This window comes from Janthinobacterium leeuwenhoeki, assembly GCF_051380795.1.
Classification (GTDB): Bacteria; Pseudomonadota; Gammaproteobacteria; order Burkholderiales; family Burkholderiaceae_D; genus Janthinobacterium.
Genome location: NZ_JBNYXT010000024.1, coordinates 27837 through 51007, shown reverse-complemented (window position 1 = coordinate 51007; position 23171 = coordinate 27837). Strand labels below are relative to the sequence as shown.

20 protein-coding genes are annotated in these 23171 nt (G+C 61.8%); 15 read left to right on the top strand and 5 right to left on the bottom strand.

Annotation, left to right across the window (positions count from 1 at the left end):
- Positions 1–140 precede the first annotated feature (140 nt).
- The 11 genes from tyrS to ACQ4WS_RS17880 all read left to right on the top strand — a co-directional run bounded on the left by tyrS (position 141) and on the right by ACQ4WS_RS17880 (position 9291).
- Complete coding sequence (gene tyrS / locus ACQ4WS_RS17930; protein ID WP_436478423.1) at positions 141–1406, top strand: tyrosine--tRNA ligase; 1266 nt, start codon at positions 141–143, stop codon at positions 1404–1406.
- A complete protein-coding gene (gene dtd / locus ACQ4WS_RS17925; RefSeq protein WP_141171706.1) occupies positions 1403–1852 on the top strand; it encodes a D-aminoacyl-tRNA deacylase in 450 nt (149 codons plus the stop codon). The genes tyrS and dtd overlap by 4 nt, the downstream gene beginning before the upstream one ends.
- Before the next feature lie 27 nt (positions 1853–1879).
- Complete coding sequence (locus ACQ4WS_RS17920; protein WP_436478421.1) at positions 1880–2512, top strand: YbhB/YbcL family Raf kinase inhibitor-like protein; 633 nt, start codon at positions 1880–1882, stop codon at positions 2510–2512.
- A 3-nt stretch (positions 2513–2515) separates the two neighbouring features.
- On the top strand, positions 2516–3160 hold the full coding sequence (locus ACQ4WS_RS17915; protein ID WP_436478419.1) for a histidine phosphatase family protein: 645 nt from the start codon (positions 2516–2518) through the stop codon (positions 3158–3160).
- A 106-nt stretch (positions 3161–3266) separates the two neighbouring features.
- Positions 3267–4319, top strand: coding sequence for a tRNA dihydrouridine synthase DusB (gene dusB, locus ACQ4WS_RS17910; RefSeq protein WP_436478417.1), 1053 nt, complete (start codon positions 3267–3269; stop codon positions 4317–4319).
- A 168-nt stretch (positions 4320–4487) separates the two neighbouring features.
- Complete coding sequence (locus ACQ4WS_RS17905) at positions 4488–4721, top strand: helix-turn-helix domain-containing protein (protein ID WP_008445162.1); 234 nt, start codon at positions 4488–4490, stop codon at positions 4719–4721.
- Positions 4722–4823: 102 nt separating this feature from the next.
- A complete protein-coding gene (gene purH / locus ACQ4WS_RS17900) occupies positions 4824–6410 on the top strand; it encodes a bifunctional phosphoribosylaminoimidazolecarboxamide formyltransferase/IMP cyclohydrolase (protein ID WP_436478414.1) in 1587 nt (528 codons plus the stop codon).
- Positions 6411–6544: 134 nt separating this feature from the next.
- Positions 6545–7084 carry a crossover junction endodeoxyribonuclease RuvC gene (gene ruvC, locus ACQ4WS_RS17895; protein WP_436478412.1) on the top strand — a complete coding sequence of 180 codons (540 nt, stop codon included), beginning with the start codon at positions 6545–6547 and terminating at the stop codon, positions 7082–7084.
- 42 nt (positions 7085–7126) lie between these two features.
- Positions 7127–7705 (top strand): Holliday junction branch migration protein RuvA, encoded by a 579-nt coding sequence (ruvA, locus tag ACQ4WS_RS17890; RefSeq protein WP_219134988.1) that lies wholly within the window; start codon positions 7127–7129, stop codon positions 7703–7705.
- A 12-nt stretch (positions 7706–7717) separates the two neighbouring features.
- Positions 7718–8773 carry a Holliday junction branch migration DNA helicase RuvB gene (gene ruvB / locus ACQ4WS_RS17885; protein WP_436478410.1) on the top strand — a complete coding sequence of 352 codons (1056 nt, stop codon included), beginning with the start codon at positions 7718–7720 and terminating at the stop codon, positions 8771–8773.
- Between the two features lie 35 nt (positions 8774–8808).
- Positions 8809–9291, top strand: coding sequence for a YaiI/YqxD family protein (locus tag ACQ4WS_RS17880; protein ID WP_436478467.1), 483 nt, complete (start codon positions 8809–8811; stop codon positions 9289–9291).
- Between the two features lie 40 nt (positions 9292–9331).
- Here ACQ4WS_RS17880 and ACQ4WS_RS17875 read toward each other — a convergent pair whose 3' ends face one another.
- The 4 genes from ACQ4WS_RS17875 to ACQ4WS_RS17860 form a co-directional block, all read right to left on the bottom strand.
- Complete coding sequence (locus tag ACQ4WS_RS17875) at positions 9332–10471, bottom strand: OmpA family protein (RefSeq protein ID WP_436478408.1); 1140 nt, start codon at positions 10469–10471, stop codon at positions 9332–9334.
- Positions 10472–10484: 13 nt separating this feature from the next.
- Positions 10485–12260, bottom strand: coding sequence for an ice-binding family protein (locus tag ACQ4WS_RS17870; protein WP_436478406.1), 1776 nt, complete (start codon positions 12258–12260; stop codon positions 10485–10487).
- A gap of 275 nt (positions 12261–12535) precedes the next feature.
- Positions 12536–12991 carry a DUF2147 domain-containing protein gene (locus tag ACQ4WS_RS17865; protein ID WP_436478404.1) on the bottom strand — a complete coding sequence of 152 codons (456 nt, stop codon included), beginning with the start codon at positions 12989–12991 and terminating at the stop codon, positions 12536–12538.
- Positions 12992–13105: 114 nt separating this feature from the next.
- Complete coding sequence (locus tag ACQ4WS_RS17860; protein WP_436478402.1) at positions 13106–15913, bottom strand: valine--tRNA ligase; 2808 nt, start codon at positions 15911–15913, stop codon at positions 13106–13108.
- A gap of 264 nt (positions 15914–16177) precedes the next feature.
- Between ACQ4WS_RS17860 and ACQ4WS_RS17855 the strand changes: the two genes are divergently transcribed.
- Complete coding sequence (locus tag ACQ4WS_RS17855; RefSeq protein ID WP_436478400.1) at positions 16178–16336, top strand: hypothetical protein; 159 nt, start codon at positions 16178–16180, stop codon at positions 16334–16336.
- Between the two features lie 456 nt (positions 16337–16792).
- Positions 16793–17833 (top strand): porin, encoded by a 1041-nt coding sequence (locus ACQ4WS_RS17850; RefSeq protein WP_436478399.1) that lies wholly within the window; start codon positions 16793–16795, stop codon positions 17831–17833.
- On the opposite strand, the gene ACQ4WS_RS17845 is transcribed toward ACQ4WS_RS17850, so the two are convergent.
- Positions 17830–19878 (bottom strand): putative bifunctional diguanylate cyclase/phosphodiesterase, encoded by a 2049-nt coding sequence (locus ACQ4WS_RS17845; RefSeq protein ID WP_436478397.1) that lies wholly within the window; start codon positions 19876–19878, stop codon positions 17830–17832. The two genes, ACQ4WS_RS17850 and ACQ4WS_RS17845, sit on opposite strands and share 4 nt — an antisense overlap.
- 237 nt (positions 19879–20115) lie before the next feature.
- Between ACQ4WS_RS17845 and ACQ4WS_RS17840 the strand changes: the two genes are divergently transcribed.
- Both ACQ4WS_RS17840 and ACQ4WS_RS17835 read left to right on the top strand, forming a co-directional pair.
- Positions 20116–20856 carry a Crp/Fnr family transcriptional regulator gene (locus ACQ4WS_RS17840; protein ID WP_436478395.1) on the top strand — a complete coding sequence of 247 codons (741 nt, stop codon included), beginning with the start codon at positions 20116–20118 and terminating at the stop codon, positions 20854–20856.
- A gap of 44 nt (positions 20857–20900) precedes the next feature.
- On the top strand, positions 20901–23144 hold the full coding sequence (locus ACQ4WS_RS17835) for a PAS domain S-box protein (protein WP_436478393.1): 2244 nt from the start codon (positions 20901–20903) through the stop codon (positions 23142–23144).
- The last annotated feature ends 27 nt before the right edge of the window (positions 23145–23171 follow it).

Genomic DNA, 23171 nt, shown 5'->3' with positions numbered 1-23171 from the left:
AATTTGCCCTTGAACGATTCGTGAACTAGTGCTCTTTGTTATTGTTATTTTGGTTCGCTCATACGGCAAGATTGATGGGATCGAGCATTATAGCAAACTCCGCAAACCTACTACCATTTTGAGATCTACAGTCAAATTTTATGGAAATCAACACCACCGCATCGCCTACAAAGGCTAACGCCGCTCAGACCGCGCTTCCGCTGTCGGACAGAGTACAAGAAGCCCTCGCGATTACCAAGCGTGGCGTCGACGAACTCTTGATCGAAAGCGAATTTGCGCAAAAATTAGCACGCTCCGAGAAAACCGGTGTTCCGCTGCGCATCAAACTGGGCCTGGACCCGACTGCACCCGACTTGCATCTAGGCCACACTGTCGTGCTGAACAAGATGCGCCAGTTGCAAAACCTGGGTCATCAAGTCATTTTCCTCATTGGCGACTTCACTTCGATGATCGGCGACCCTTCAGGCCGCAACGTCACGCGCCCGCCTTTGACCCGCGAACAGATCGAGATTAACGCGATGACGTATTTCGCGCAAGCATCTTTAGTATTGGACGCCAGCAAGACCGAGATCCGCTATAACTCCGAGTGGTGCGATCCGCTGGGCGCGCGCGGCATCATCCAGCTCGCTTCCCACTACACGGTGGCGCGCATGATCGAGCGCGACGACTTCACCAAACGCTTCCAGGGCGGCATTCCTATTTCCGTGCATGAATTCCTGTACCCGCTGATGCAGGGCTACGACTCGGTAGCCCTGAAGTCGGACCTGGAACTGGGCGGCACGGACCAGAAGTTCAACCTGCTGGTGGGCCGCGAACTGCAAAAGCAGTACGGACAGGAACAGCAGTGTATTTTGACCATGCCGCTGCTGGAAGGTTTGGACGGCGTGGAAAAAATGTCCAAGTCGAAGAATAACTACATCGGCATCACGGAACCGGGCAACACCATGTTCGCCAAGCTGATGAGTATTTCCGACGTCATGATGTGGCGCTACTACGAACTGCTGTCGTGGCGCTCGATCGCCGAACTTGCCCAGCTGAAGCGCGAAGTCGAGGAAGGCCGTAATCCGCGCGATGCCAAGGTTGCGTTGGCGCAAGAGATCGTCGCCCGTTTCCATTCGCAGCAGGCGGCCGAAGATGCACTGGCCGACTTCGTCAACCGCTCGAAGGGCGGCATTCCCGACGATATCCCGGAAGTAAGCCTGGCTGGCGCACCGCTGGGCATCCCGCAATTGCTCAAGCAAGCAGGCCTGTGCCCATCCACGTCGGAAGCCATGCGCAAGATCGACCAGGGCGGCGTGCGCATCGACGGCACCGTCATCAGCGACAAGGGCTTGCAAGTGGCGGCCGGCGAATTCGTGTTGCAAGTTGGCAAGCGCAGTTTCGCGCGCGTCACCTTGACGGCATGATCGCGCTGCTGCAGCGCGTTACGCAGGCAAAGGTTGACGTTGCCGGCGCCACCATCGGCGCCATCGACGCCGGCCTGATGGTGCTGGTGTGTGCGGAGCGGGGCGATACGGAGAAGGAAGCGGACGCCCTGCTGACCAAGCTGCTTGGCTACCGCGTGTTTGCCGACGAAGCGGGCAAGATGAACCGCAGTGTGACGGACGTGGCCGGCGGCTTGCTGCTGGTGCCGCAGTTCACCCTCGCGGCCGACACCAAGTCCGGCACGCGTCCGTCGTTCACGCCGGCAGCCGCGCCGCAGGACGGTTTGCGCCTGTTCACGCATTTCGTGGAACAGGCGCGCCACCGCCATGCGAGCGTGCAAACGGGGCAGTTCGGTGCCGACATGCAAGTGTCGCTGACGAACGACGGCCCCGTCACCTTCTGGCTACAAGTGAACGCAAAGCAATAACTAAAAAAATATAAAGAGGAGCAAGCGATGAAATTGTGGAGCGAGACGTTTCGTGATGGCGGCCTGATGCCGGCCGAGTATGCTTTTGCCGAGATCGATCCGGCCAGCCGCGTGCGCCTCGCTGGCAACCGCAATCCCCATCTGGCCTGGGATGAGGTGCCGAGCGGCACCGAGTCGCTGGCCCTGTTCTGCATCGACCCCGATGCGCCGCAAGACGCCAGCCTGGCCAACCGCGATGACCAATCGCTGCCGCTGACGGCGCCGCGCGGCGACTTTTATCACTGGAGCTTGCTCGACTTGCCGCCAGCCATGCGGGTCATTGCCGCCGGAGAGTTTTCCAGCGGCATCACGCCACGCGGCAAGCCTGCTGGTACTGTGTTGCGCCAGGGCATCAATGACTACACGGGCTGGTTTGCCGGCGATGCCGCCATGGCCGGTGATTATTACGGCTATGATGGCCCGTGCCCGCCGTGGAATGACGAGCGCATCCACCACTACATCTTCCGCCTGTATGCGCTCGACGTGCCGCGCCTGGCGCTGCCCGAGCGTTTTACGGGGCAGCAAGCGCATGCCGCCTTGTACGGCCACATCCTTGACGAAGCCCAGCTCGTCGTCGCCTATTCGCTCAACCCCGAACTGGCACTTACCCTGAAGAAATAAAGCATGAGCACCACGATTTTACTGATACGCCATGGCGAAACGGCCTGGAATGCGGGCCGCCGCCTGCAGGGCCATATCGACATCGCCTTGAACGAGGCGGGCCTGGCGCAAGCGGGGGCGCTGGGGCAGGCGCTGGCGGACGAACCGCTGGCCGCCATCATCGCCAGCGATCTGCAGCGCGCCCAGCAGACGGCGCAAGCCGTGGCTGACGTGAACAAGTTGCCCGTGCAGACGGACCCCCTGCTGCGCGAGCGCTGCTATGGCGCTTTCGAAGGCTTGCTGTATGCCGACATCGCCGCGCGCCATCCGCACGAGTATGCGCAATGGCAATCGCGGCAGATCGATGCCGTGATGCCGTCGGGCGAACGCGAGGCCGAAAGTTTCCGCCAGTTCTATGCGCGCGCGAATGGCGCCATCGCCCGCTGGGCCGGGCAATATGACGGTCAGACGATCGCCATCGTGGCGCATGGCGGCGTGCTCGAGTGCGCCTACCGCGAAGCGGTCGGCATGACGCTCGACAGTCCACGCGACTTCCAGGTGAAAAATGCCAGCGTCAACCGTTTTTCGTATGCCGACGGCAAGCTGCATTTAGTGCACTGGGGAAATATCGAACATCTGAGCGCGCCCGCGATGGACGAGCTGGGCTAAGCGGCCCCAGCGTCACTCTGACGCACTAATGCAAAAAATAGTGCTTATTAAATAGGCAGGGAATCGGTTAAAATAGCAGGTTCCCCCGTCCATTCCAGGTTCTTCAGTGCAAATCGGCCCTCACATTCTGCGCAACAACGTTTTCGTCGCTCCCATGGCGGGCGTGACGGATCGGCCTTTCCGCCAGTTGTGCAAGCAGCTGGGTGCCGGCTATGCCGTGTCGGAAATGGCGGCGTCGAATCCGCGCCTGTGGGCGACGGAAAAAAGCGCCCGCCGCACGGACCACGAAGGCGAAATGGAGCCGAAGGCCGTGCAAATCGCCGGTGCCGATCCGCAAGACCTGGCCGATTGCGCCAAGTTCAACGTGGACCGGGGCGCGCAGATCATCGACATCAACATGGGTTGCCCCGTCAAAAAAGTGTGCAACAGCTGGTGCGGTTCGGCCCTGCTGCAAAACGAAAGCCTGGTCGAAAAGATCTTGCACGCCGTCGTCAATGCCGTCGACGTGCCCGTCACCCTGAAATTTCGCACGGGCTGGAACCGCGAAAACAAGAATGCCCTGAAAATCGCCCGCATCGCCGAGCAGGCCGGTATCCAGATGCTGACCTTGCACGGCCGTACGCGCGCCGATGGCTACAAGGGCGATGCCGAATACGAAACTATTGCTGCTGTGAAAGCATTGGTGGGCATCCCCGTGGTAGCCAATGGCGACATTACCAGCCCGGAAAAGGCCCGCTTTGTGCTCGATCAAACGGGCGCCGATGCCGTCATGATCGGCCGCGCGGCGCAGGGCCGGCCGTGGATTTGTCGTGAAATCGACCATTTTTTGCGCACCGGCGCCTTGTTGCCAGCGCCCTACGTGGATGAAGTGCGTACCCTGATGGACGAGCATTTGCGCGCCCATTACGCTTTTTATGGCGAATTCCTCGGTGTGCGCACGGCGCGCAAGCACATCGGCTGGTATGTGAAAGACTTGGAAGGCGGCGAAGCGTTCCGACAGCAAATGAACTTGCTGGAATCGACGGACGCGCAATTGCTGGCCGTAGATCAATTTTTTGAGTCGCAATGGAAATTTGGCGAGCGGTTACAATACCGCCTCTCCGAATCGAGTGAAAGTGGCCTGATCGATGTGATCAAACCTATGGCCACGGCAGCATGAGCAGATAGCAACAAGCAGCGTAAATCAGTGACCAGCAGTACAAGGGCGAGCGCCTATACAGAGCGTCATGCAATATTAATTACAACACCGAGGCAAGAGGGCAGCACGCGGACCGCATGAGCGGCGCGGCACCGGATTGCCAGGTGTTCAGCCGGTTGAAGCATAAAAATGAGCAAAGAAAGCATTCAGGAAGTCGTACAGAAAAGTCTAGAAGATTACTTCAATGACCTGGGCGAACAGCAAGCATCGAATATCTACGACATGGTCGTGCTGACCGTGGAAAAGCCCATCCTGGAAGTCGTGATGACACGCGCCGATGGCAACCAGTCGCACGCCGCGCAGATGCTGGGCATCAACCGCAATACCCTGCGCAAGAAATTGCAGGAGCACGGTTTGCTGTAATGCCGGCATGCAAGTGACGCCAAGATTTGAATCCGCCGCCGCCTCAGCCAGACGACTGAGTGGCGCCATTCGCCAAGAACACTTAACCACCTAGCCACAGCCATGATCAAACAAGCTCTTCTCTCCGTTTCCGACAAGACCGGCGTTCTCGAATTCGCCCGCGCCCTGTCTGCCCTGGGCGTCAACCTCCTCTCCACGGGCGGCACCGCCAAATTGCTGGCAGACAACGGTGTTCCCGTCACGGAAGTTGCCGATTACACGGGTTTCCCGGAGATGCTCGATGGCCGTGTGAAGACCCTGCACCCGAAAGTGCATGGCGGTATCCTGGCGCGCCGCGATTTCCCTGAGCACATGGCGAAACTGGTCGAACACGACATGCCGACCATCGACATGGTGGTGGTCAATCTGTACCCGTTCCAGGGCACGGTTGCCAAGGCCGATTGCACGCTGGAAGACGCCATCGAAAACATCGATATCGGCGGCCCGACCATGCTGCGCTCGGCAGCCAAGAACCACAAGGACGTGGTCGTCATCTGCGACCCGACCGACTACGACGCGGTGCTGGCGGAAATGCGCTCCGCCGACGGCAAGGCAGGCGATGTCAGCTATGACACCAAGTTCATGCTGGCGAAAAAAGTCTTTGCGCACACGGCGCAATACGATGGCGCCATCACCAACTACCTGACCAGCCTGGGCCCGACGAAGGTGCACGCCGAGCGTGGCGCCTATCCGCACATCCTCAACGTTGCCTTTGAGAAAGTGCAAGACATGCGTTACGGTGAAAACCCGCACCAGAGCGCCGCCTTCTACCGCGACCTGGTCACCACCGATGGCGCGCTGGCCAACTACCGTCAGCTGCAAGGCAAGGAATTGTCGTACAACAACATCGCCGATGCCGATGCGGCCTGGGAATGCGTGAAGAGCCTGGGCGGTTTCGAGCAAAGCGCTGCTTGCGTCATCGTCAAGCATGCCAACCCATGCGGCGTGGCGCTGGGCAAGAATGCGGCCGAAGCGTATGCGCGCGCCCTGCAGACAGACCCGACTTCCGCGTTTGGCGGCATCATCGCCTTCAACACGGAACTCGACGGCGCCACCGCCGGCGAAATCGCCAAGCTGTTCGTGGAAGTGCTGATCGCCCCGTCGTTCTCCGCGGAAGCGAAACAGATTCTGTCGAGCAAGCAAAACGTGCGCATGCTGGAAATCCCGTTGGGCAATGGCGTCAACGCCATGGACTTCAAGCGCGTGGGTGGCGGTCTGCTGGTGCAATCGCCGGACGCTAAAAACGTCGGTATCGGTGACTTGCGCGTGGTCAGCAAGCTGCAACCAACACCACAGCAATTGTCCGACCTGATGTTCGCCTGGAAAGTGGCGAAATTCGTCAAGTCGAACGCCATCGTTTTCTGCGGCAATAACATGACCCTGGGCGTGGGTGCTGGCCAGATGAGCCGTATCGACTCGGCCCGCATCGCTTCCATCAAGGCGCAAAACGCGGGCCTGTCGCTGACCGGTTCCGTGGTGGCGTCGGACGCCTTCTTCCCGTTCCGCGACGGCCTCGACGTCGTCGTCGATGCGGGCGCGACCTGCGTCATCCACCCGGGCGGCTCCATGCGCGACCAGGAAGTGATCGATGCGGCGGACGAGCGCGGCGTGGTCATGCTCTACACGGGCACGCGTCACTTCCGTCATTAATTAAACCCAACGGCAAATGCTGGGGTCAGACCCGCCGGGTCTGACCCCGGATGTTGCTTGTGGGGTGACGATGTATAGAACGGCAGGCATCGGTTATTCACCGGTGCCTGCCGTATTCATTATAGAATCTGGCGATGATTATTCTTGGCATCGATCCTGGCCTGCGCACCACCGGCTTTGGGGTCATTGAAAAACACGGCAACAAGCTGCGCTATATCGCGTCGGGGACTGTCAAGACGGGTTCCGAAGGGGAATTGCCGCCGCGCCTGAAGATCATCCTGCAGGGTGTGAGCGAAATTGTCGGCACCTACCAGCCCGATTGCGCGGCCATCGAAAAAGTGTTTGTCAACGTCAATCCCCAATCGACTTTGCTGCTGGGCCAGGCGCGCGGCGCGGCCATTTGCGCGCTCGTGCATGCCGACCTGTCGGTGGCCGAATATACGGCGCTGCAAGTGAAACAGGCTGTCACAGGTCATGGCAAGGCGGCCAAGGAGCAGGTGCAGGAAATGGTGTCGCGGCTGCTGTCCTTGCCCGGCTTGCCCGGCACGGATGCGGCCGATGCGCTGGGTGTGGCCATTTGCCATGCCAACAGCATCGATGCGCTGGCTATGCTCGGCGCGCTGGCGCCGCAACTGCAGGGTCTGCGCATGAAGCGCGGCCGTTTAGTGGGATAAGCGCATGGCCCTCACATATATACATAACATTAGGAACACGCGATGATAGGCCGTCTCTCCGGTATTTTGCTTGAAAAGAATCCGCCACAATTGCTGGTCGATTGCCAGGGCGTCGGCTACGAAGTCGACGTGCCGATGAGCACCTTTTACAATTTGCCCCACGTGGGCGAAAAAGTCGTGCTGTTCACGCACCAGGCCATCCGCGAAGATGCGCATCTGCTGTTTGGTTTCGGCAATGCGGCCGAGCGGGCCGTGTTCCGCCAGTTGATCAAGATCACGGGTGTGGGCGCGCGCATGGCCTTGTCGATTCTCTCCGGCATGACGATTGCCGACCTGGCGCAGGCGATCACCTTGCAGGATTCGGGCCGTCTGGTGAAAGTACCGGGCATAGGCAAGAAGACGGCCGAACGTCTGCTGCTGGAACTGAAGGGCAAGATCGGTGCGGATCTCGGCCCGCTTGGCGCACACGCTGCGCCCGATGCGCAGTCCGATATCCTCAATGCCCTGCTGGCGCTGGGCTACTCGGACAAGGAAGCAATGGCGGCCGTGAAAAACGTGCCGGCCAGCAGTGGCGTCTCGGACGGCATCAAACTGGCGCTCAAGGCGCTGTCGAAAGGCTAACGGGAACACGGCATGAGCATCCAGACCGATATCTTCACGGAGCAGCGCATCATCGACGCGGCGCCCATCTCGCATAACGAAGAGGCCATCGAACGAGCCTTGCGCCCGAAGCAGTTAGATGAGTATGTGGGGCAGGAAAAGATCCGCGACCAGCTCGAGATTTTCATCACGGCCGCGCGCCAGCGCAAGGAAGCGCTCGACCACACCTTGCTGTTCGGCCCGCCGGGCCTGGGCAAGACGACCCTGGCGCACATCATCGCGCGCGAAATGGGCGTCAATTTGCGCCAGACCTCCGGCCCCGTGCTGGAGCGCCCGGGCGACCTGGCGGCGATTTTGACGAACCTGGAAGCGAACGACGTCCTGTTCATCGATGAAATTCACCGCCTGTCGCCTGTTGTCGAAGAAATTTTATATCCGGCGCTTGAGGATTATCAAATCGATATCATGATTGGCGAAGGCCCGGCCGCCCGTTCCGTGAAGCTCGATTTGCAACCGTTTACATTGGTTGGCGCCACCACGCGCGCCGGCATGCTGACCAACCCGCTGCGCGACCGCTTCGGCATCGTCGCGCGGCTGGAGTTTTATAACACGGCCGAATTGACGAAGATCGTCACGCGCAGCGCCGCCTTGCTGAAAGCTCCCATCGACCCGGAAGGCGCGCATGAAATCGCCCAGCGCGCGCGCGGCACTCCCCGCATCGCCAACCGCCTGCTGCGCCGCGTGCGCGATTTCGCTGAAGTCAAAAGCAATGGCGAGATCACCAAGGTGGTGGCCGACCGCGCGCTGGCCATGCTCGACGTCGATTCCGCCGGCTTCGACGTGATGGACCGCAAGCTGCTCGAAGCCGTGCTGTTCAAGTTCGGCGGCGGCCCCGTCGGCATCGGCAACCTGGCCGCCGCCATCGGCGAAGCGGCCGATACCATCGAAGACGTGCTGGAACCGTATCTGATACAGCAAGGTTTCCTGCAGCGCACGCCCCGTGGCCGCGTCGCCACGCCGGCCGCCTATTTGCACTTCGGCGTCAGCGCGCCGCGCATGAGCCCGGGCGGTGAAGCGTGGGAACTGTGATGGCGGACACTGGCCAGGGCGGACAGCCGCCCGGCATGCAAATCTGGATCGACGCCGATGCCTGTCCCGTCGTCATCAAGGAAATTTTGTACCGCGTGGCCGAGCGCCTGGAATTGCCGCTCACCCTGGTCGCCAACCAGGGCTTGCGCGTGCCGCCCTCGCGTTTCATCCGCACCGTGCAAGTGCCGTCCGGCGCGGACGTGGCCGACCAGGAAATCGTCCGCCTGCTCAATCCCGGCGACCTGGTCATCACGGGCGACATCCCGCTGGCCGCCGACGTGCTGGCCAAGGGCGGCTTTGCGCTGAACCCGCGCGGCGAGTTTTATACGAAAGACAATATCGCCCAGCAACTGACGATGCGCGCCTTCATGGAAGAGTTGCGCAGCGGCGGTGTCGATACGGGCGGGCCTGCCGCCTTCAGCCAGTCCGACCGGCAACAGTTCGCCAACAGCCTGGACCGGCACCTGAGCAAGCATCACCGCAAGCCTGCAGTGGTAGTGGCAGTGCGGCAGACGTAAAAAAAACCGGCAAGCCGGTTTTTTTACGCGTCAGTTTGATCTAGCGCACAACTTTTCGCGTGCCCACCACTTCCACCGTTACGCGGCGGTTCTTGGCGCGCCCGGCGGCACTCGTGTTGTCGGCTACCGGCTGCGTTTCTCCCTTGCCTTCCGTGTAGACGCGGCTCGTTTCCACACCTTGCGCCACCAGGTAAGCCTTGACGGCTTCGGCGCGGCGCTGCGACAGTTTCTGGTTGTAGGCGTCGGAACCGACGGCATCCGTATGGCCGACCGTGACGATGACTTCCAGATCCATGCCCGTCAATTGACCGAGTAGCTGGTCCAGTGCCGCCTTGCCTTGCGGCTTCAGCGTCGATTGATCGAAATCAAACAACGCTTCGGAGGCAAACGACACTTTTTCCGCCACGGGCACCGGTGCGGGCTTGGCTTCGATCAGCGGTGCCGGCATGGCGACGACAGGGGCGACTTCGGGCGCCGGCTGGTAGGCGGGCGTGGCACTGGCCGGGCGGCCCAGTTTATACACGAGGCTGACGGAATACAGGTCCGCATCGCCACGGTTGCCCACGGCGTCGTTCAAGCGATAACGCTCGACTTCGCCGCGCAGGGCCAGCGCTTCGCTGAACTTGTATTCCAGGCCCAGGCCCAGTTTGGCATTGAGCTTGCGCTCGCTGGCATGGGTATTGGTCGAACCCAGCAGGCGGTTGCCGCTGAATTCCGTGTTGGTCTTGGTGTAGTGCATGCCGACACGTCCCAGCAAGAACAGTCGCTGCGACAGCGGCAGCTGGCCCAGCAAGTCCAGGTTCACGCCGCGGAAGGCCGCTTGTCCGTTCAGCACGCCGTTGCCGCTGGTGGTGGACTGGAAATCGAACTTGCCCAGGTCAAAGTAGCCCCCTTCCACGGCGAAGTACTGGTTCAGTTGGCGGCCGACAAACAGCTTATAGCCGGTGTCGCGCTGATCCTTGCTAAAGCCGGTGACGGTTTCGCCGTTGGCGGCCAGGCTGGCGCGCAGGCGCGGCTCGTCGATGGTGGCGCGCGACTGGCCCACGCCCGCGCCGATGTACCAGGCGCTGTTGGCCCAGTCCGGGTTGATGAAAGTGTTGTCTTGCGCCTGCGCCGATTGCGCCGCCAGCAAGGCGCCGGTCATGACGCTCAGGGCGCCCAGTGTGTGTGCGATAGTCATCGTCATGTTCCGATTATTTGGTGATCTGGTTGTTGCGCAGGGTAACGGCGGCAGCCGTCAGCACGCGGCCATTGAGCAAGGTCGTGTTGTCGCCCACCGTGATGGCAGCCGATTGGCCCAGGATATTGCCCTTGAAGACGCTGTTCGCGGCCAGGGTGGTGGGGCCGACGGGCAGCCAGCTGACGTTGTCGGCCGTGGCGCCATTGTTCAGGGCAACGATGGAGTTGACGGTCGAATCCAGGGTCAATGCCGTGCGGAAGATATACACGCCAGGACCGTTCAGTGTCAACGTGCCCGTGATGCTGATGGCACCCGCATAGCAATACACGCCAGGGCCGAAGGTTTGTCCGCCGAGGTCGATGCCGCCAGCAAAGCTGACGTCGCAAGTGCGGCTATTGCCGTTCGTGATCGCCGCTTGCAAATCCGTCATGGCGCCGGCCAGGATGGCGCCCGACTTGTAATTGCTAAAGCCGGCCGCCTGGGTCGGATCGGTGGTTTGCGAAGGCGCACCGACGTCGCCCGTGATCAGGGTGGTGCCGCCCGAATTGTTCGTGATCGAAGTGCCGGCCAGCACACCGAACGGTGCCGCGCGGCCCAGAATGATCGGGTTCAGGACGGGCGGGATGGCGACTGCGGTGACGGTCAACAACGCGCTGCCCGACTGGCCGCCGGCCGTGGCCGTGATGTTGCTGGTGCCGGCAGCGATACCGGTGGCGACGCCCGTGTTCAGTACGCTGGCGTTGGCAACGGTGCCCGAGGTCCAGATGGCGCCGTTGGTGACGACGGCGTTCGAGCTGTCCGAATAGGTTGCGGTGGCAACGAATTGCTGCGTGGCGCCGACAGCGATGCTGGCGGTGGCCGGCGTGACGGCGATGCTGACGATGGTGGCGGCAGGCACGGTGACGGTGCTGCTGGCCGTCTTGCCGTTGAAGCTGGCATTCATGACGCTGCTACCAAAGGCAACGCCGGTGACGAGGCCATTGCTGGCGACGGTGGCCGAGGCGGGCGTGACTGAAACGAAGCTGCTGCCGCTCGTGACGTTGACGCTGCTGCCATCCGAATACGTGGCAAGGACGGCCAGCTGGCGCGTCGCGGCGACGGGCACGATGGGGTTTTGCGGCGTGACGGCGATAGCCAGCAAGGTGGCTGGCGTGACGGTTAGCACGGTGCTGGCCGTCAGCGTGCCCGTGGTGGCCGTTATCTGCGTGGTACCGGCAACCTTGCCGAGCGCCAAGCCGCCAGCGGCGATGCTGGCCGTGGCGGGGCTGGCCGAGGCAAAGGCCGAGACGGCCGTGACGTCGCGAGTGGCGCCGTCGCTGAAGCTTCCGGTCACTGCGAATTGCTGCGTTGCGCCGATGGCGATGGAGGGCGCAAGCGGCGTGATGGCGATCGCCGTCAAGGTGGCGGGCGAGACGGTCAACTGGGCCGCCGCGCTCTTGCCGCCAAACGTGGCGCTGATGCTGCTGCTGCCGGCGCTGACGCCGGCGGCGATGCCGCTGCTGGCATTGACGCTGGCTGCAGCAGGCGTGGCCGATGTCCAGGCCGCCTTGGCGCTGACGTCCTGCGCGGAGCCGTCGCTATACGTGGCGATGGCCGTGAATTGCTGGCCCGCGCCGATGGCGACTGTGGCCGTGGCTGGCGTGACGGCCAGGCTGGACAAGGTGGCAGCCGGCAAGCCGAGGATGGGATCGCGTCCCTGGTCGCCGCCGCCGCAGCCGGCCAGGGCGGCCATGGCCAGCAAGCCTGCCGAGACGAGCAGCGGGTTCAGATATCGTTTGAAGAGGTTCATGTGCGTTCCTTTGTGCATGGCAGTCACTGCCGGGCATCTGCGGATGAGGTCATCCTGCAGAGCCATGCCGCCCTTCGCTACAGGGCGATGGCGTCACAGGCATGCACTATTTCATTTAGGAAACTGGAGGTATGTGCGCTGGCGCGCTTAGCTTCCCCGCAGTTGGAAATACCTTGAAATGAGAAGAATTCGGCCTGGAAAACAACAGGTGTGGCGCAGGTGGACGCAAAAAAGCCGGCGCATGGCCGGCTTTGACAGGGCAGGGCGTGCGTTAATTACTCTTCGCGCAACCACGTCTGCGAGCGGCCAAACATCGGCACGCCAACATAGCCGCGCACTTGCAGCTTGGTGCCGCCTTCCGTCAGCTCGGCCTTGCTTTTATAGACCTTGCCGGTGGCCGGATCCGTGATTTCGCCGCCCGTCCATTCCTTGCCGTCATATTTCAGGCCCGACAGGATCACCAGGCCGATGACGGGCTGGTCCTTGTTGGCGCCCGTGCATTTGTCGCACTTGGGGTTTTGATCTTCATTCGGGCCGCGGAACAGCTTGTCGATCTTGCCTTGCAAGACGCCGTTGCTTTCCGTGATGACGACGAGGGATTTCGGCTTGCCGCTGGCGTCGTCGATGGTTTTCCACGTGCCGACGGGGGTGTAGTTGCCGTCGCGCGCGGTGGCGCTGCCGGCGATGGCCAGGGCGGCCACCAGTACGCTTGCTTTGAATAGTTTATGCATCGCTAGTCTCCTGTGGTTTTTTTGATCTGTTACGAAACAGTATATATACCAAGGCAAGACCAGCTATCTTGCGCGGCGTCACGGATGACGCCGCGCAATCCTTCCAAACTTGCCTTATGCGCTGGCTAGTTTAGCAAACTGTTCGCGCAATTTTTCAATTGTGGCCGAAAAACTGAGCAAACGCTCGTTTTCTTGGGCAACGATGGCGGCAGGGGCGCGCGCGACGAAGCTTTCATTGCCTAATTTACTATTAACTTTGGCAATTTCTGCTTCGATGCGGGCGATTTCCTTGCCCAGGCGCTCGCGTTCGGCAGCCACGTCGATTTCCACTTTCAGCATCAGCTTGGTGGTGCCGACGATGGCGACGGCCGCTGGCGAGTCCGGCAGCGTATCGACGATCTGCACTTCGGCCAGCTTGCCCAGCGACTGGATGTACGGTGCGTACGAGGCCAGCGCGGCCTTTTCCGTCGCATTGCCCGCTTCGACGATCAGCGGCACGCGCACGGAAGGCGAGATTTGCATTTCGCCGCGCAAGTTGCGCGTCGCATCCGTCAAGGCTTTCAGCTGCTGCATCCACGCTTCGGCCGATTCGTCGATCTTGTCGGTGTTGGCGATCGGGTACGGCTGCATCATGATGGAATCACCTTCCGCCTTGAGCGTCTTGCCGGCCAAAGGCGCCACCGTCTGCCACAGCGCTTCCGTGACAAACGGGATGATCGGATGGGCCAGGCGCAGCACCACTTCCAGCACGCGCAGCAGGGTGTGGCGGGTGGCGCGCTGCTGGCCTTCCGTGCCTTGTTGGACTTGTACTTTGGCGACTTCCAGGTACCAGTCGCAATACTCGTCCCAGACGAATTTGTAGATGGTGGCGGCGATATTGTCGAAACGGAAGTCTTCAAAGCCCTTGGCCACGTCCAGTTCCGCCTTTTGCAGCAGCGAGATGATCCATTTGTCGGCTTGCGACAGGTCGGCGTCGTTCGGCGTGCAATCCTTGCCTTCCGTATTCATCATGACGAAACGGGTGGCGTTCCACATCTTGTTGCAGAAGTTGCGGTAGCCTTCGCAGCGGCCCAGGTCGAAATTGATGTTGCGGCCTAGCGAGGCATAGCTGGCCATGGTGAAGCGCACGGCGTCCGTGCCGTAGGCCGAAATGCCTTCCGGGAATTCCTTGCGCGTCGCCTTGGTGATCTTTTCCGCGTCGCGCGGGTTCATCAGGCCGGTGGTGCGCTTGACGATCAAGCCTTCCAGGTCGATGCCGTCGATCAGGTCGATCGGGTCCAGGGTGTTGCCCTTCGACTTGGACATTTTTTGCCCCGTCGAATCGCGCACCAGGCCATGCACGTAGACGGTTTCAAACGGCACCTTGCCCGTGAAGTGCGCCGTCATCATGACCATGCGCGCGACCCAGAAGAAGATGATGTCGAAACCCGTTACCAGCACGGACGATGGCAGGAAAGCCTTCATGTCCGGCGTTTCTTCCGGCCAACCCATGGTCGAGAACGGCACCAGGGCGGACGAGAACCACGTGTCGAGCACGTCGTCGTCGCGCTTCAACGGGCCCGCGCTGCCGGCGGCCAGTGCTTTCGCTTCCGCTTCAGCTTGCGTCTTGGCAACGAAGATATTGCCGGCGTCGTCGTACCACGCCGGGATTTGATGGCCCCACCACAGCTGGCGCGAGATGCACCAGTCCTGGATGTTGTTGAGCCACTGGTTGTAGGTGGTGCTCCAGTTTTCCGGCACGAACTTGATTTCGCCATTGGCGACCTTGTCCAGCGCCGTTTCCGCGATCGACTTGCCGGGGAAGAAAGTGCCTTCCGGGGCCGGCTTGCTCATGGCGACAAACCACTGGTCCGTCAGCATCGGCTCGATGACGACGCCCGTGCGGTCGCCGCGCGGCACCATCAGCTTGTGCGGCTTGACCTGTTCCAGCAAGCCTTGCGCGTCGAGGTCGGCGACGATTTGCTTGCGCGCGGCGAAGCGGTCCATGCCGCGGTAGGCTTGCGGCGCGTCGTCGGTGATCTTCGCGTCCAGGGTCAGGATGACGATCTGCGCCAGTTTGTGGCGCTGGCCCACGGCGTAATCGTTCATGTCATGCGCCGGGGTAATTTTGACGCAGCCGGTGCCGAATTCCTTGTCGACGTATTCGTCGGCGATGATGGGGATTTCACGGTCGCTCAAAGGCAGTTTCAGCATCTTGCCCACCAGCGCTGTGTAGCGCTCGTCCGTCGGATCGACGGCCACGGCCACGTCGCCCAGCATGGTTTCAGGACGGGTCGTTGCTACCGTCAGGAAACCGCTGCCATCGACCAGCGGGTACTTGATGTACCACATGGAGCCGTCTTCTTCTTCGGACACCACTTCCAGGTCGGAAACAGCCGTGCCCAGCACGGGGTCCCAGTTGACGAGGCGCTTGCCGCGGTAGATCAGGCCTTGCTCGAACAGGCGCACGAAGACGTCGGTGACGACTTTCGAGCGCGGCTCGTCCATCGTGAAGTATTCGCGCTGCCAGTCGGCCGAGGCGCCCAGGCGGCGCATTTGCCCGGTGATGATGGAGCCGGATTTTTCTTTCCATTCCCACACTTTTTCCACGAATTTCTCGCGGCCCAGGTCATGGCGTGAAATCTTTTGCGCGTCCAGCTGGCGTTGCACGACGATTTGCGTGGCGATGCCCGCGTGGTCGGTGCCGGGAATCCAGGCCGTGTTGTGGCCCAGCATGCGGTGGTAGCGCGTCAGGCCATCCATGATGGTCTGGTTGAACGCATGGCCCATGTGCAGGGTGCCGGTGACGTTCGGCGGCGGCAACTGGATGCTGAAGGAAGGTTTTCCGGCATCGAGGGTGGCGGTGAAGTAACCGCGCTGTTCCCACTCGGTGCGCCAGAATTGTTCAATGTCGGCGGGCTCGAAAGACTTGGCTAATTCCATGATTTGGCGTGTGATTGGCAAAAGGAACCATTATAAGGGGTGCATAAAGCATGCGCAGCAAATAGCGGGGCTGGATGGCCCGAAAAGCCGCGCACGATTGCGCAATATTGCCTCATTGTATTTTTTTTAAGCTGTCATCTTTGCAACATTATTTGAATGCCCAGGCGATCATGAAGAAAATGTGGCAATTGGCCGTGCTCGGCGCCGGATGGGCTGGCGGTGGCGTGTGCGCCGGCGTTCCGGAGGGGATGGCGGCTCTGCAGGATGGGCGCCGATCCGCTGGGCGGGGAATTGCCCGTGTTGAAGATGGCGCAGCAACGCGCGTCGACGCCGGAAAGTAAAGCCGTGCTGGCCTTGCTGAAGGCGGCCGCCGCACCGCCATACAAGGATCAGGGCAAGGCCGCCGGCCTGCCGCTGCAATAGCGTTTGCCTGGACGGCATGCGCCATCTTACGCGGCGGCATCGCCGTGTTTTGGCGGCCTGGCGAGTCGTTTTCCTGCAACAGAACGGGGATAAGGGCGCTGCCGATGCTATAATGTCGGCCTCGGCGCCTCCTGCCTCATCCTTGCGGACGGCGCCAGCAGACGCAGTTTTATCCAACTCTCGTCCGCGTCTCAAGGCCAGCGCATCTGCGATGCCAGCCACCTTCAGCGCGTCCCCTTCGGGCCGGGCGCCTGAGCCACGCGCACCGCCAGCGGTGCACCATTCACGGCGGAATCAAAGCGGAGCCTCATTTCACGCCGCTGCCGCCACAGCTTAGCCAGGATATTTTGTCCGGCGCGTCGTCTTTTGACACGGCACACCCCGCATGGCGCCTTGCCGCCTGTGGCCTTGCCGTGGCCGCCGCTTTCCTGGTTTCGCTTTTACAAGGAAATCATCATGAAAAAAATCGCCATCTTTGCCGGCCTTGCCAGCACCCTGGGCGCCTTGCCTGCCGCCCACGCCCAGTCATCCGTCGAAGTGTATGGCTTGATGGATGCGGGCCTGGTGCAGGAAGGCGGCGTCAGCAAGCTCACCAGCGGCGTGTCGGCCGGTTCGCGCCTCGGTTTGCGCGGCACGGAATCCCTGGGTAACGGCTTGCAAGCCGTGTTCACCCTGGAAGCGGGTGTCCTGAGCGACACGGGCCGCTCGGATCAGGCAGGCCAGTTGTTCGGCCGCCAGGCTTTTGTCGGCCTGAACAGCCCGCTGGGCATGCTGACCGTGGGCCGCCAGTACAACCTGCAAAGCCAGGCGCTGACGGACGTAGCCGATCCGTTCGAGGGCGGCCTGGCCGGCGCGGCGACCAATCTGGCCGGTTATTCGGCCACGCGCATCGACAACACCGTGCGCTACACCTCGCCTGAGTTGCGCGGCGTGACGGCGACGGTGATGTACGGTGCTGGCGAGCACACGGGAATTGCGGCAGATCAACGTTCGCTGGGCCTGGCCCTCGCTTATGTTAACGGTCCATTGACCCTGCGCCTGGCGCGCCAGAGCCGCGCCGGCGAGCCGGGCAAGGCCGACGTCAACAACACGATTCTGGCCGGCAACTACAACTTTGGCGTGGCCACGGCGTTTGCCGGCTATGGCCGCAACACGGGCGACGGCAGCAGCATGTTCCTTGCGGAAAACCCATATGGCGCGGCGCAGGCGCCGGCCCAGTCGAGCGACAGCCGCGACGCCATCGTCGGCGTCTCCGTGCCGCTGGGCGCGACCACCTTGCTGGCCTCGTATGTGCACAAGGATGACCGCGACTCTGCCAACCGCGATGCGCGGCAGCTGGCCATCGGCGCCACGTATGCCTTGTCCAAGCGCAGCAAGGTGTATCTTGCCTACGCGCATATCCGCAACCGCAACGACGCCGCCTATATGGTGGGCAATGCGACAGAAGTGGGCAGCGGCAACCGCGCCTTCAACGTCGGCCTGCGCCACGCGTTTTAAGCGGGCAGCATGCTGCCTTCGTTCAGCAGCGCTTCGAAGGCGGGCGCGGCCAGGGGGCGGCTGAACAGATAGCCCTGCATCTGATCGCAGCCGTGCTGGCGCAGGAAGGCCAGCTGCTGCGCCGTTTCCACGCCTTCCGCGATCACTTTCAGGCGCAGGCTGTGCGCCAGTGAAATGATGGCGCGCACGATGGCCGCGTCGTCGTCGCTGTGCGTAATGTCGCTGACGAAGGTCTTGTCGATTTTCAACACGTCGATGGGAAAGTGGCGCAGGTAAGCCAGGCTGGAATAGCCGGTGCCGAAGTCGTCGATGGAAAGCTGCACGCCCAGTCCCTTCAGCTTGCGCATGATGGCCGTGGCTTGTTCCACGTTATGCATGACCATGCTTTCCGTCAACTCCAGCTCCAGATGTGCGGCATCGAGGCCCGTTTCCGCCAGCGCCTGCGCCACCGCGTGCAGCAGATTCCTTTGCTTGAATTGCCGTGCCGACAGGTTGACTGCCAGGCGCAGCGGGCCATGGCCGGCCAGTTGCCAGGCGCGCGTCTGGGCGCACGCCGTGCGCAGCACCCAGTCGCCGATGGGCGTGATCAAGCCCATTTCCTCGGCCAGACCGATGAAGCTGGCAGGCGGAATGCGCCCCAGTTGCGGATGTTGCCAGCGCAGCAGCGCTTCCATGCCCACCACCGCGCCGCTGGCCAGATCCAGCTGGGGCTGGTACTCGAGGTGGAACTGCCCCCGCTCCAGGGCGTGGCGCAATTCGCTTTCCAGCCCCAGCCGCTCCAGGGTGCCCGCATTCATGCCCGAGGCATAGAATTGCCAGTGGCCTCGTCCCTGTTCCTTGGCGCGGTACATGGCGATGTCGGCGTGCTTGATCAAGGTGTCGGCATTCTGGCCATCGTCGGGATACACGGCCACGCCCATGCAGCAGCTGAGAAAAAATTCATACTCGCCCAGTTGCAGCGGCTGCGCCACGGCGTCCTGGATGCGCTGCAGGATGGCGGCGCCCGGTTCGCCATTGCCATGCTGGGGCAGCAGCAGCACGAATTCGTCGCCGCCCAGGCGGGCCACCGTGTCGACTTCGCGCGTGGCGTCGCGCAGGCGCGCGGCCACGTTTTTCAGCACCTGGTCGCCCGCATCGTGGCCCAGGGTATCGTTGACGAATTTAAAGCGATCGAGGTCGATGAACACCACCCACAGGGGCAGGCCGTTGCGCCGCGTCACGGCCATCGCCTGCTCCAGTCGTTCGCGCAGCAGGGCCCGGTTGGCCAGGCCTGTGAGGATATCGTGCCTGGCCTGGAATTCCAGCTCTTGTTCGAAGCGCATGACGGTGCTGATGTCGTATTGCGCCACGACAAAGTGGCTGACGGGCCCATCACCATCGTCGCGCACGGGCGCGACGAACAGCTCGCTCCAGTAGCAGCTGCCATCCTTGCGAAAATTGCACACGATGGCCTTGCCTTCGCGCTGTTCGCGCAGGGCGGCTGTAATCTCATGCATGTCTTGCCGCCCTTGCGCGGGCCCCTGCAAGTCTTCCAGGCGCTGGCCGATGACTTCCTCGGCCGCATAACCGGTGATGCGCTCGAAGGCGGGATTGACGTACTCGATCAGGTAGCCTGGCGCGTCGGCGCTGCACAGAATGATGGCATTGGCCGACACTTCGATGATGCGTTCGCGCAAACGCAGCGACTTTTCATTGTGCATGCGCGCGGCGATGTCTTCGGACAGGCGCAGGTTGGCGAATTGCAGCGCTGCCGTGCGCTCGCCCGTGATGCGGGCAATCACGAAATTGCGCGAGACGAGCTGAAACACATACGCCGTTGCCAGCAGGCTCGACAGTAATCCACCCAGCAGCACGTACAGCGAGCCGCGATGGTTGGCGTCCGCGTCCATGCCGTTGGCGTGGTACTGCAGCAGCAGCCGGGTGCTTTCCGACTCGATCTGACGCGCCGAGACATAGCATAGCGCCGTCAGGCACAGGCCGACAGCCAGGGTGATCAGGGCCGAGGTGGAAACGGAAATGGAAATACGTTTGAAGAATGATTGCATGATGGCGTCCGGTAGCGGTGCCGGCGCCGATCCATGATCTGGCAGCCCTGGCAGTGATTGACTGTAGGGCGCGCGGTGAATGGACGTCCGTTCGCTACCGAACGGACAACCATGCTCACAAGAAATATAGTCGCGGCATTGTGCAAGCGCTGTGTTACGCTGCTGCATATGGCGGCCCTCGTTCGGACGTCTTACTTCTATCCCCTAGCTGACGACTGGAAACCAGGAAACCTGCCCATGTCGAGTCCGCATGCCCAGTTGCACAACCCGAATCAAAACCATTTGCTCGCCGCCATGCTCGACGCCGATTTCGCGCGTCTGGCCCCCCATCTGGAGCAAGTCTCCATGCTGCTCGGTGACGTGATCTACGATTCGGGCGACAAGCTGCAGCATGTGTATTTCCCCACCACGGCCATCGTTTCCATTCACTACCTGCTGGAAAACGGCGGCTCGTCGGAAATTGCCGGCGTCGGCAACGAAGGCGTGGTGGGCGTGTCGCTGTTCATGGGCGGCAACTCGACACCGAGCCGCGCCGTCGTGCAGACGGGTGGCGTCGGCTACCGGCTGAAGGCCCACCTGTTGATGGAAGAATTCGACCGTGCCGGCCCCGTCATGCGCTTGCTGCTGCGCTATACGCAAGCCCTGATCACGCAAATGTCGCAGACGGCCGTGTGCAACCGCCACCATACGGTGGAACAGCAACTGTGCCGCTGGCTGCTGCTGACCATGGACCGCCTGCCGAACCGCGAACTGACCATGACGCAGGAACTCATCGCCAATATGCTGGGCGTGCGCCGCGAAGGCGTGACGGAAGCGGCCGGGCGCCTGCAGGCGCGCGGTTTCATCAGTTACCGGCGCGGCCATATCTCCGTGCTGGACCGCGCCGGTCTCGAAGGCCACGTGTGCGAATGCTATGGCGTGGTGAAGAAGGAATTCACGCGCCTGTTGTCGGACGTGCGCCAGCGCCAAGCTTACTGATCACCGCATTTCCCTCTTATCGTTGTTACAGCCCAGGCTACCTCATGCAATCTGTCGAAAATATCCCCACCGGCGTCGCTTCGCGATGGCCCATGGCGCTGGCGTTTTCCTTCAGCGCCATCGCGCTGCTGACTGTGGGCCTGCTGGCCTGGCGCGCGCCGTTCGAAACGGCGTGCGTCATCGACGCGCTGGTGTTTTTGCTGCTGATGCTGCTCGTGGCGCTGTACCGGCGCACGGTGGCGGCCAGCCTGCCGCGCCAGCTGCTCAAGGCGGGCGCCTTGCAGGATGCGATTTTCAACAGCGCCAATTTCTCGTGCATTGCCACCGATGCGCAAGGCGTGATCCAGATTTTCAATGTGGGCGCCGAACGCATGCTCGGCTATGAAGCCAGCGACGTAGTCGACAAGCTGACGCCGGCAGGTATTTCCGACGCGCAAGAAATCATCGCGCGCGCCGCCGCCCTCAGCGCGGAACTCGACACCGTCATCACGCCCGGTGTGGAAGCGCTGGTGTTCAAGGCCACGCGTGGCATCGAAGACATTTATGAGCTGACCTACATCCGCAAAGATGGCAGCCGATTCCCCGCCATCGTCTCCGTGACGGCCCTGCGCGACGCGCAAAGCAAGGTCATCGGTTACTTGCTGATCGGCACCGACAATACGGCGCGCAAGCAGGTCGAGGCGGAACAGGCGCTGCTGGACCAGCGCCTGCGCGAGCAGCAGTTCTATACGCGCTCGCTGATTGAATCGAATATCGACGCCCTGATGACGACGGACCCGCGCGGCATCATCAGCGACGTCAACCAGCAGATGGAAGCGCTGACGGGTTGCACGCGCGACGAATTGATCGGCGCGCCGTGCAAGAATTATTTTACGGAACCGGAACGGGCCGAGGAAGCCATCGCGCGTGTCTTGCGCGAAGGTAAGTTGACCAATTACGAGCTGACGGCCCTGGCGCGCGACGGCAAGCAGACGGTGGTGTCATACAACGCCTCGACTTTCCACGACCGCAACCGCAAGCTGCAGGGCGTGTTTGCCGCCGCCCGCGACGTGACGGAACGCAAGCAGTTCGAACTAGCCTTGCAAGACACGAATATCGAAATGGAAAAGGCCCGCCAGGCGGCGGAAAAGGCGAATCTGGCGAAGTCCGAGTTTCTGTCGAGCATGAGCCATGAATTGCGCACGCCCCTGAACGCCGTGCTGGGCTTTGCCCAGCTGATGGCGTCCGAGACGCCGGCGCCGAGCCTGCCGCAGCAGCGCTCGATCGACCAGATCCTCAAGGGCGGCTGGTATCTTTTGCGTTTGATCAATGAAATTCTCGACCTGGCCATGATCGAGTCGGGCAAGGTCACCATGTCGGAAGAGGCGATGTCCTTGCTCGACGTGCTGCAGGATTGCCAGGCGATGATCGCGCCGCAGGCGGAAAAGCGCGGCATCAGCATGCATTTCCCCCGCTGCGGCCAGGCTTTCTATGTGCATGCCGACCGCACGCGCGTAAAACAGGTGATGATCAACCTGCTGTCGAACGCCATCAAGTACAACCAGAGCGGCGGCAGCGTGAAAGTCGATTGCCGCCAGCGCGGCGACAAGGTGCGCACCAGCGTCACCGACAGCGGCGCCGGCCTGAATGCCGAACAGATGAGTCAGCTGTTCCAGCCTTTCAACCGCCTGGGTCAGGAAAGCAGCACGGAAGAGGGCACGGGCATCGGCCTGGTCGTCACCAAGCAACTGGTCGAACTGATGGGCGGCGAGATTGGCGTCGATAGCACGGTGGGCCTGGGCACCACTTTCTGGGTGGAATTCAAAGCCTCGCACGCGCCTGAGTTGCACCTGGAGGAGGGCGAAGTCTTGCCGGTGGTACAGGAAAATCAGGAAAGCCAGCGCACCTTGCTGTATGTGGAAGACAATCCCGCCAACCTGGCGCTGGTGGAGCAATTGATCGCCCGCCGCAGCGATTTGAAGCTGCTGACGGCCATCGATGCGCACCTGGGCATCGACCTGGCGCGCACGTATCAGCCGGACGTGATCTTGATGGATATCAACCTGCCTGGCATCAGCGGCTATGGCGCCCTGCACATCCTGCACGACGATCCGCTCACCAGCCATATTCCCGTGATGGCCCTGTCGGCCAACGCCGTGCCGCGCGACATCGAGAAGGGCCTGGAAGCGGGCTTCTTCCGCTACCTGACCAAGCCGATCAAGGTCGTCGAATTCATGGATGCGCTCGACGTGGCCCTGCACCATGCGGCCGCGCACGGCCTGGCCGACGACATTCACGCAGTACGCTAATTCAGCACTTATTTTTAGGAACACCGC

Excerpts from the sequence above, each read along its gene's own strand:
- ACQ4WS_RS17835 (WP_436478393.1), top strand. The coding sequence starts at position 20,901 with ATGCAATCTGTCGAAAATATCCCCACCGGCGTCGCTTCGCGATGGCCC.
- ruvB (WP_436478410.1), top strand. The coding sequence starts at position 7,718 with ATGAGCATCCAGACCGATATCTTCACGGAGCAGCGCATCATCGACGCG.
- ruvA (WP_219134988.1), top strand. The coding sequence starts at position 7,127 with ATGATAGGCCGTCTCTCCGGTATTTTGCTTGAAAAGAATCCGCCACAA.
- ACQ4WS_RS17850 (WP_436478399.1), top strand. The coding sequence starts at position 16,793 with ATGAAAAAAATCGCCATCTTTGCCGGCCTTGCCAGCACCCTGGGCGCC.
- ACQ4WS_RS17865 (WP_436478404.1), bottom strand. The coding sequence starts at position 12,991 with ATGCATAAACTATTCAAAGCAAGCGTACTGGTGGCCGCCCTGGCCATC.
- ACQ4WS_RS17845 (WP_436478397.1), bottom strand. The coding sequence starts at position 19,878 with ATGCAATCATTCTTCAAACGTATTTCCATTTCCGTTTCCACCTCGGCC.
- ACQ4WS_RS17870 (WP_436478406.1), bottom strand. The coding sequence starts at position 12,260 with ATGAACCTCTTCAAACGATATCTGAACCCGCTGCTCGTCTCGGCAGGC.
- dtd (WP_141171706.1), top strand. The coding sequence starts at position 1,403 with ATGATCGCGCTGCTGCAGCGCGTTACGCAGGCAAAGGTTGACGTTGCC.
- ACQ4WS_RS17880 (WP_436478467.1), top strand. The coding sequence starts at position 8,809 with ATGCAAATCTGGATCGACGCCGATGCCTGTCCCGTCGTCATCAAGGAA.
- ACQ4WS_RS17915 (WP_436478419.1), top strand. The coding sequence starts at position 2,516 with ATGAGCACCACGATTTTACTGATACGCCATGGCGAAACGGCCTGGAAT.
- tyrS (WP_436478423.1), top strand. The coding sequence starts at position 141 with ATGGAAATCAACACCACCGCATCGCCTACAAAGGCTAACGCCGCTCAG.
- ruvC (WP_436478412.1), top strand. The coding sequence starts at position 6,545 with ATGATTATTCTTGGCATCGATCCTGGCCTGCGCACCACCGGCTTTGGG.
- ACQ4WS_RS17855 (WP_436478400.1), top strand. The coding sequence starts at position 16,178 with ATGGGCGCCGATCCGCTGGGCGGGGAATTGCCCGTGTTGAAGATGGCG.
- ACQ4WS_RS17840 (WP_436478395.1), top strand. The coding sequence starts at position 20,116 with ATGTCGAGTCCGCATGCCCAGTTGCACAACCCGAATCAAAACCATTTG.
- ACQ4WS_RS17905 (WP_008445162.1), top strand. The coding sequence starts at position 4,488 with ATGAGCAAAGAAAGCATTCAGGAAGTCGTACAGAAAAGTCTAGAAGAT.
- ACQ4WS_RS17875 (WP_436478408.1), bottom strand. The coding sequence starts at position 10,471 with ATGACTATCGCACACACACTGGGCGCCCTGAGCGTCATGACCGGCGCC.
- purH (WP_436478414.1), top strand. The coding sequence starts at position 4,824 with ATGATCAAACAAGCTCTTCTCTCCGTTTCCGACAAGACCGGCGTTCTC.
- ACQ4WS_RS17860 (WP_436478402.1), bottom strand. The coding sequence starts at position 15,913 with ATGGAATTAGCCAAGTCTTTCGAGCCCGCCGACATTGAACAATTCTGG.
- ACQ4WS_RS17920 (WP_436478421.1), top strand. The coding sequence starts at position 1,880 with ATGAAATTGTGGAGCGAGACGTTTCGTGATGGCGGCCTGATGCCGGCC.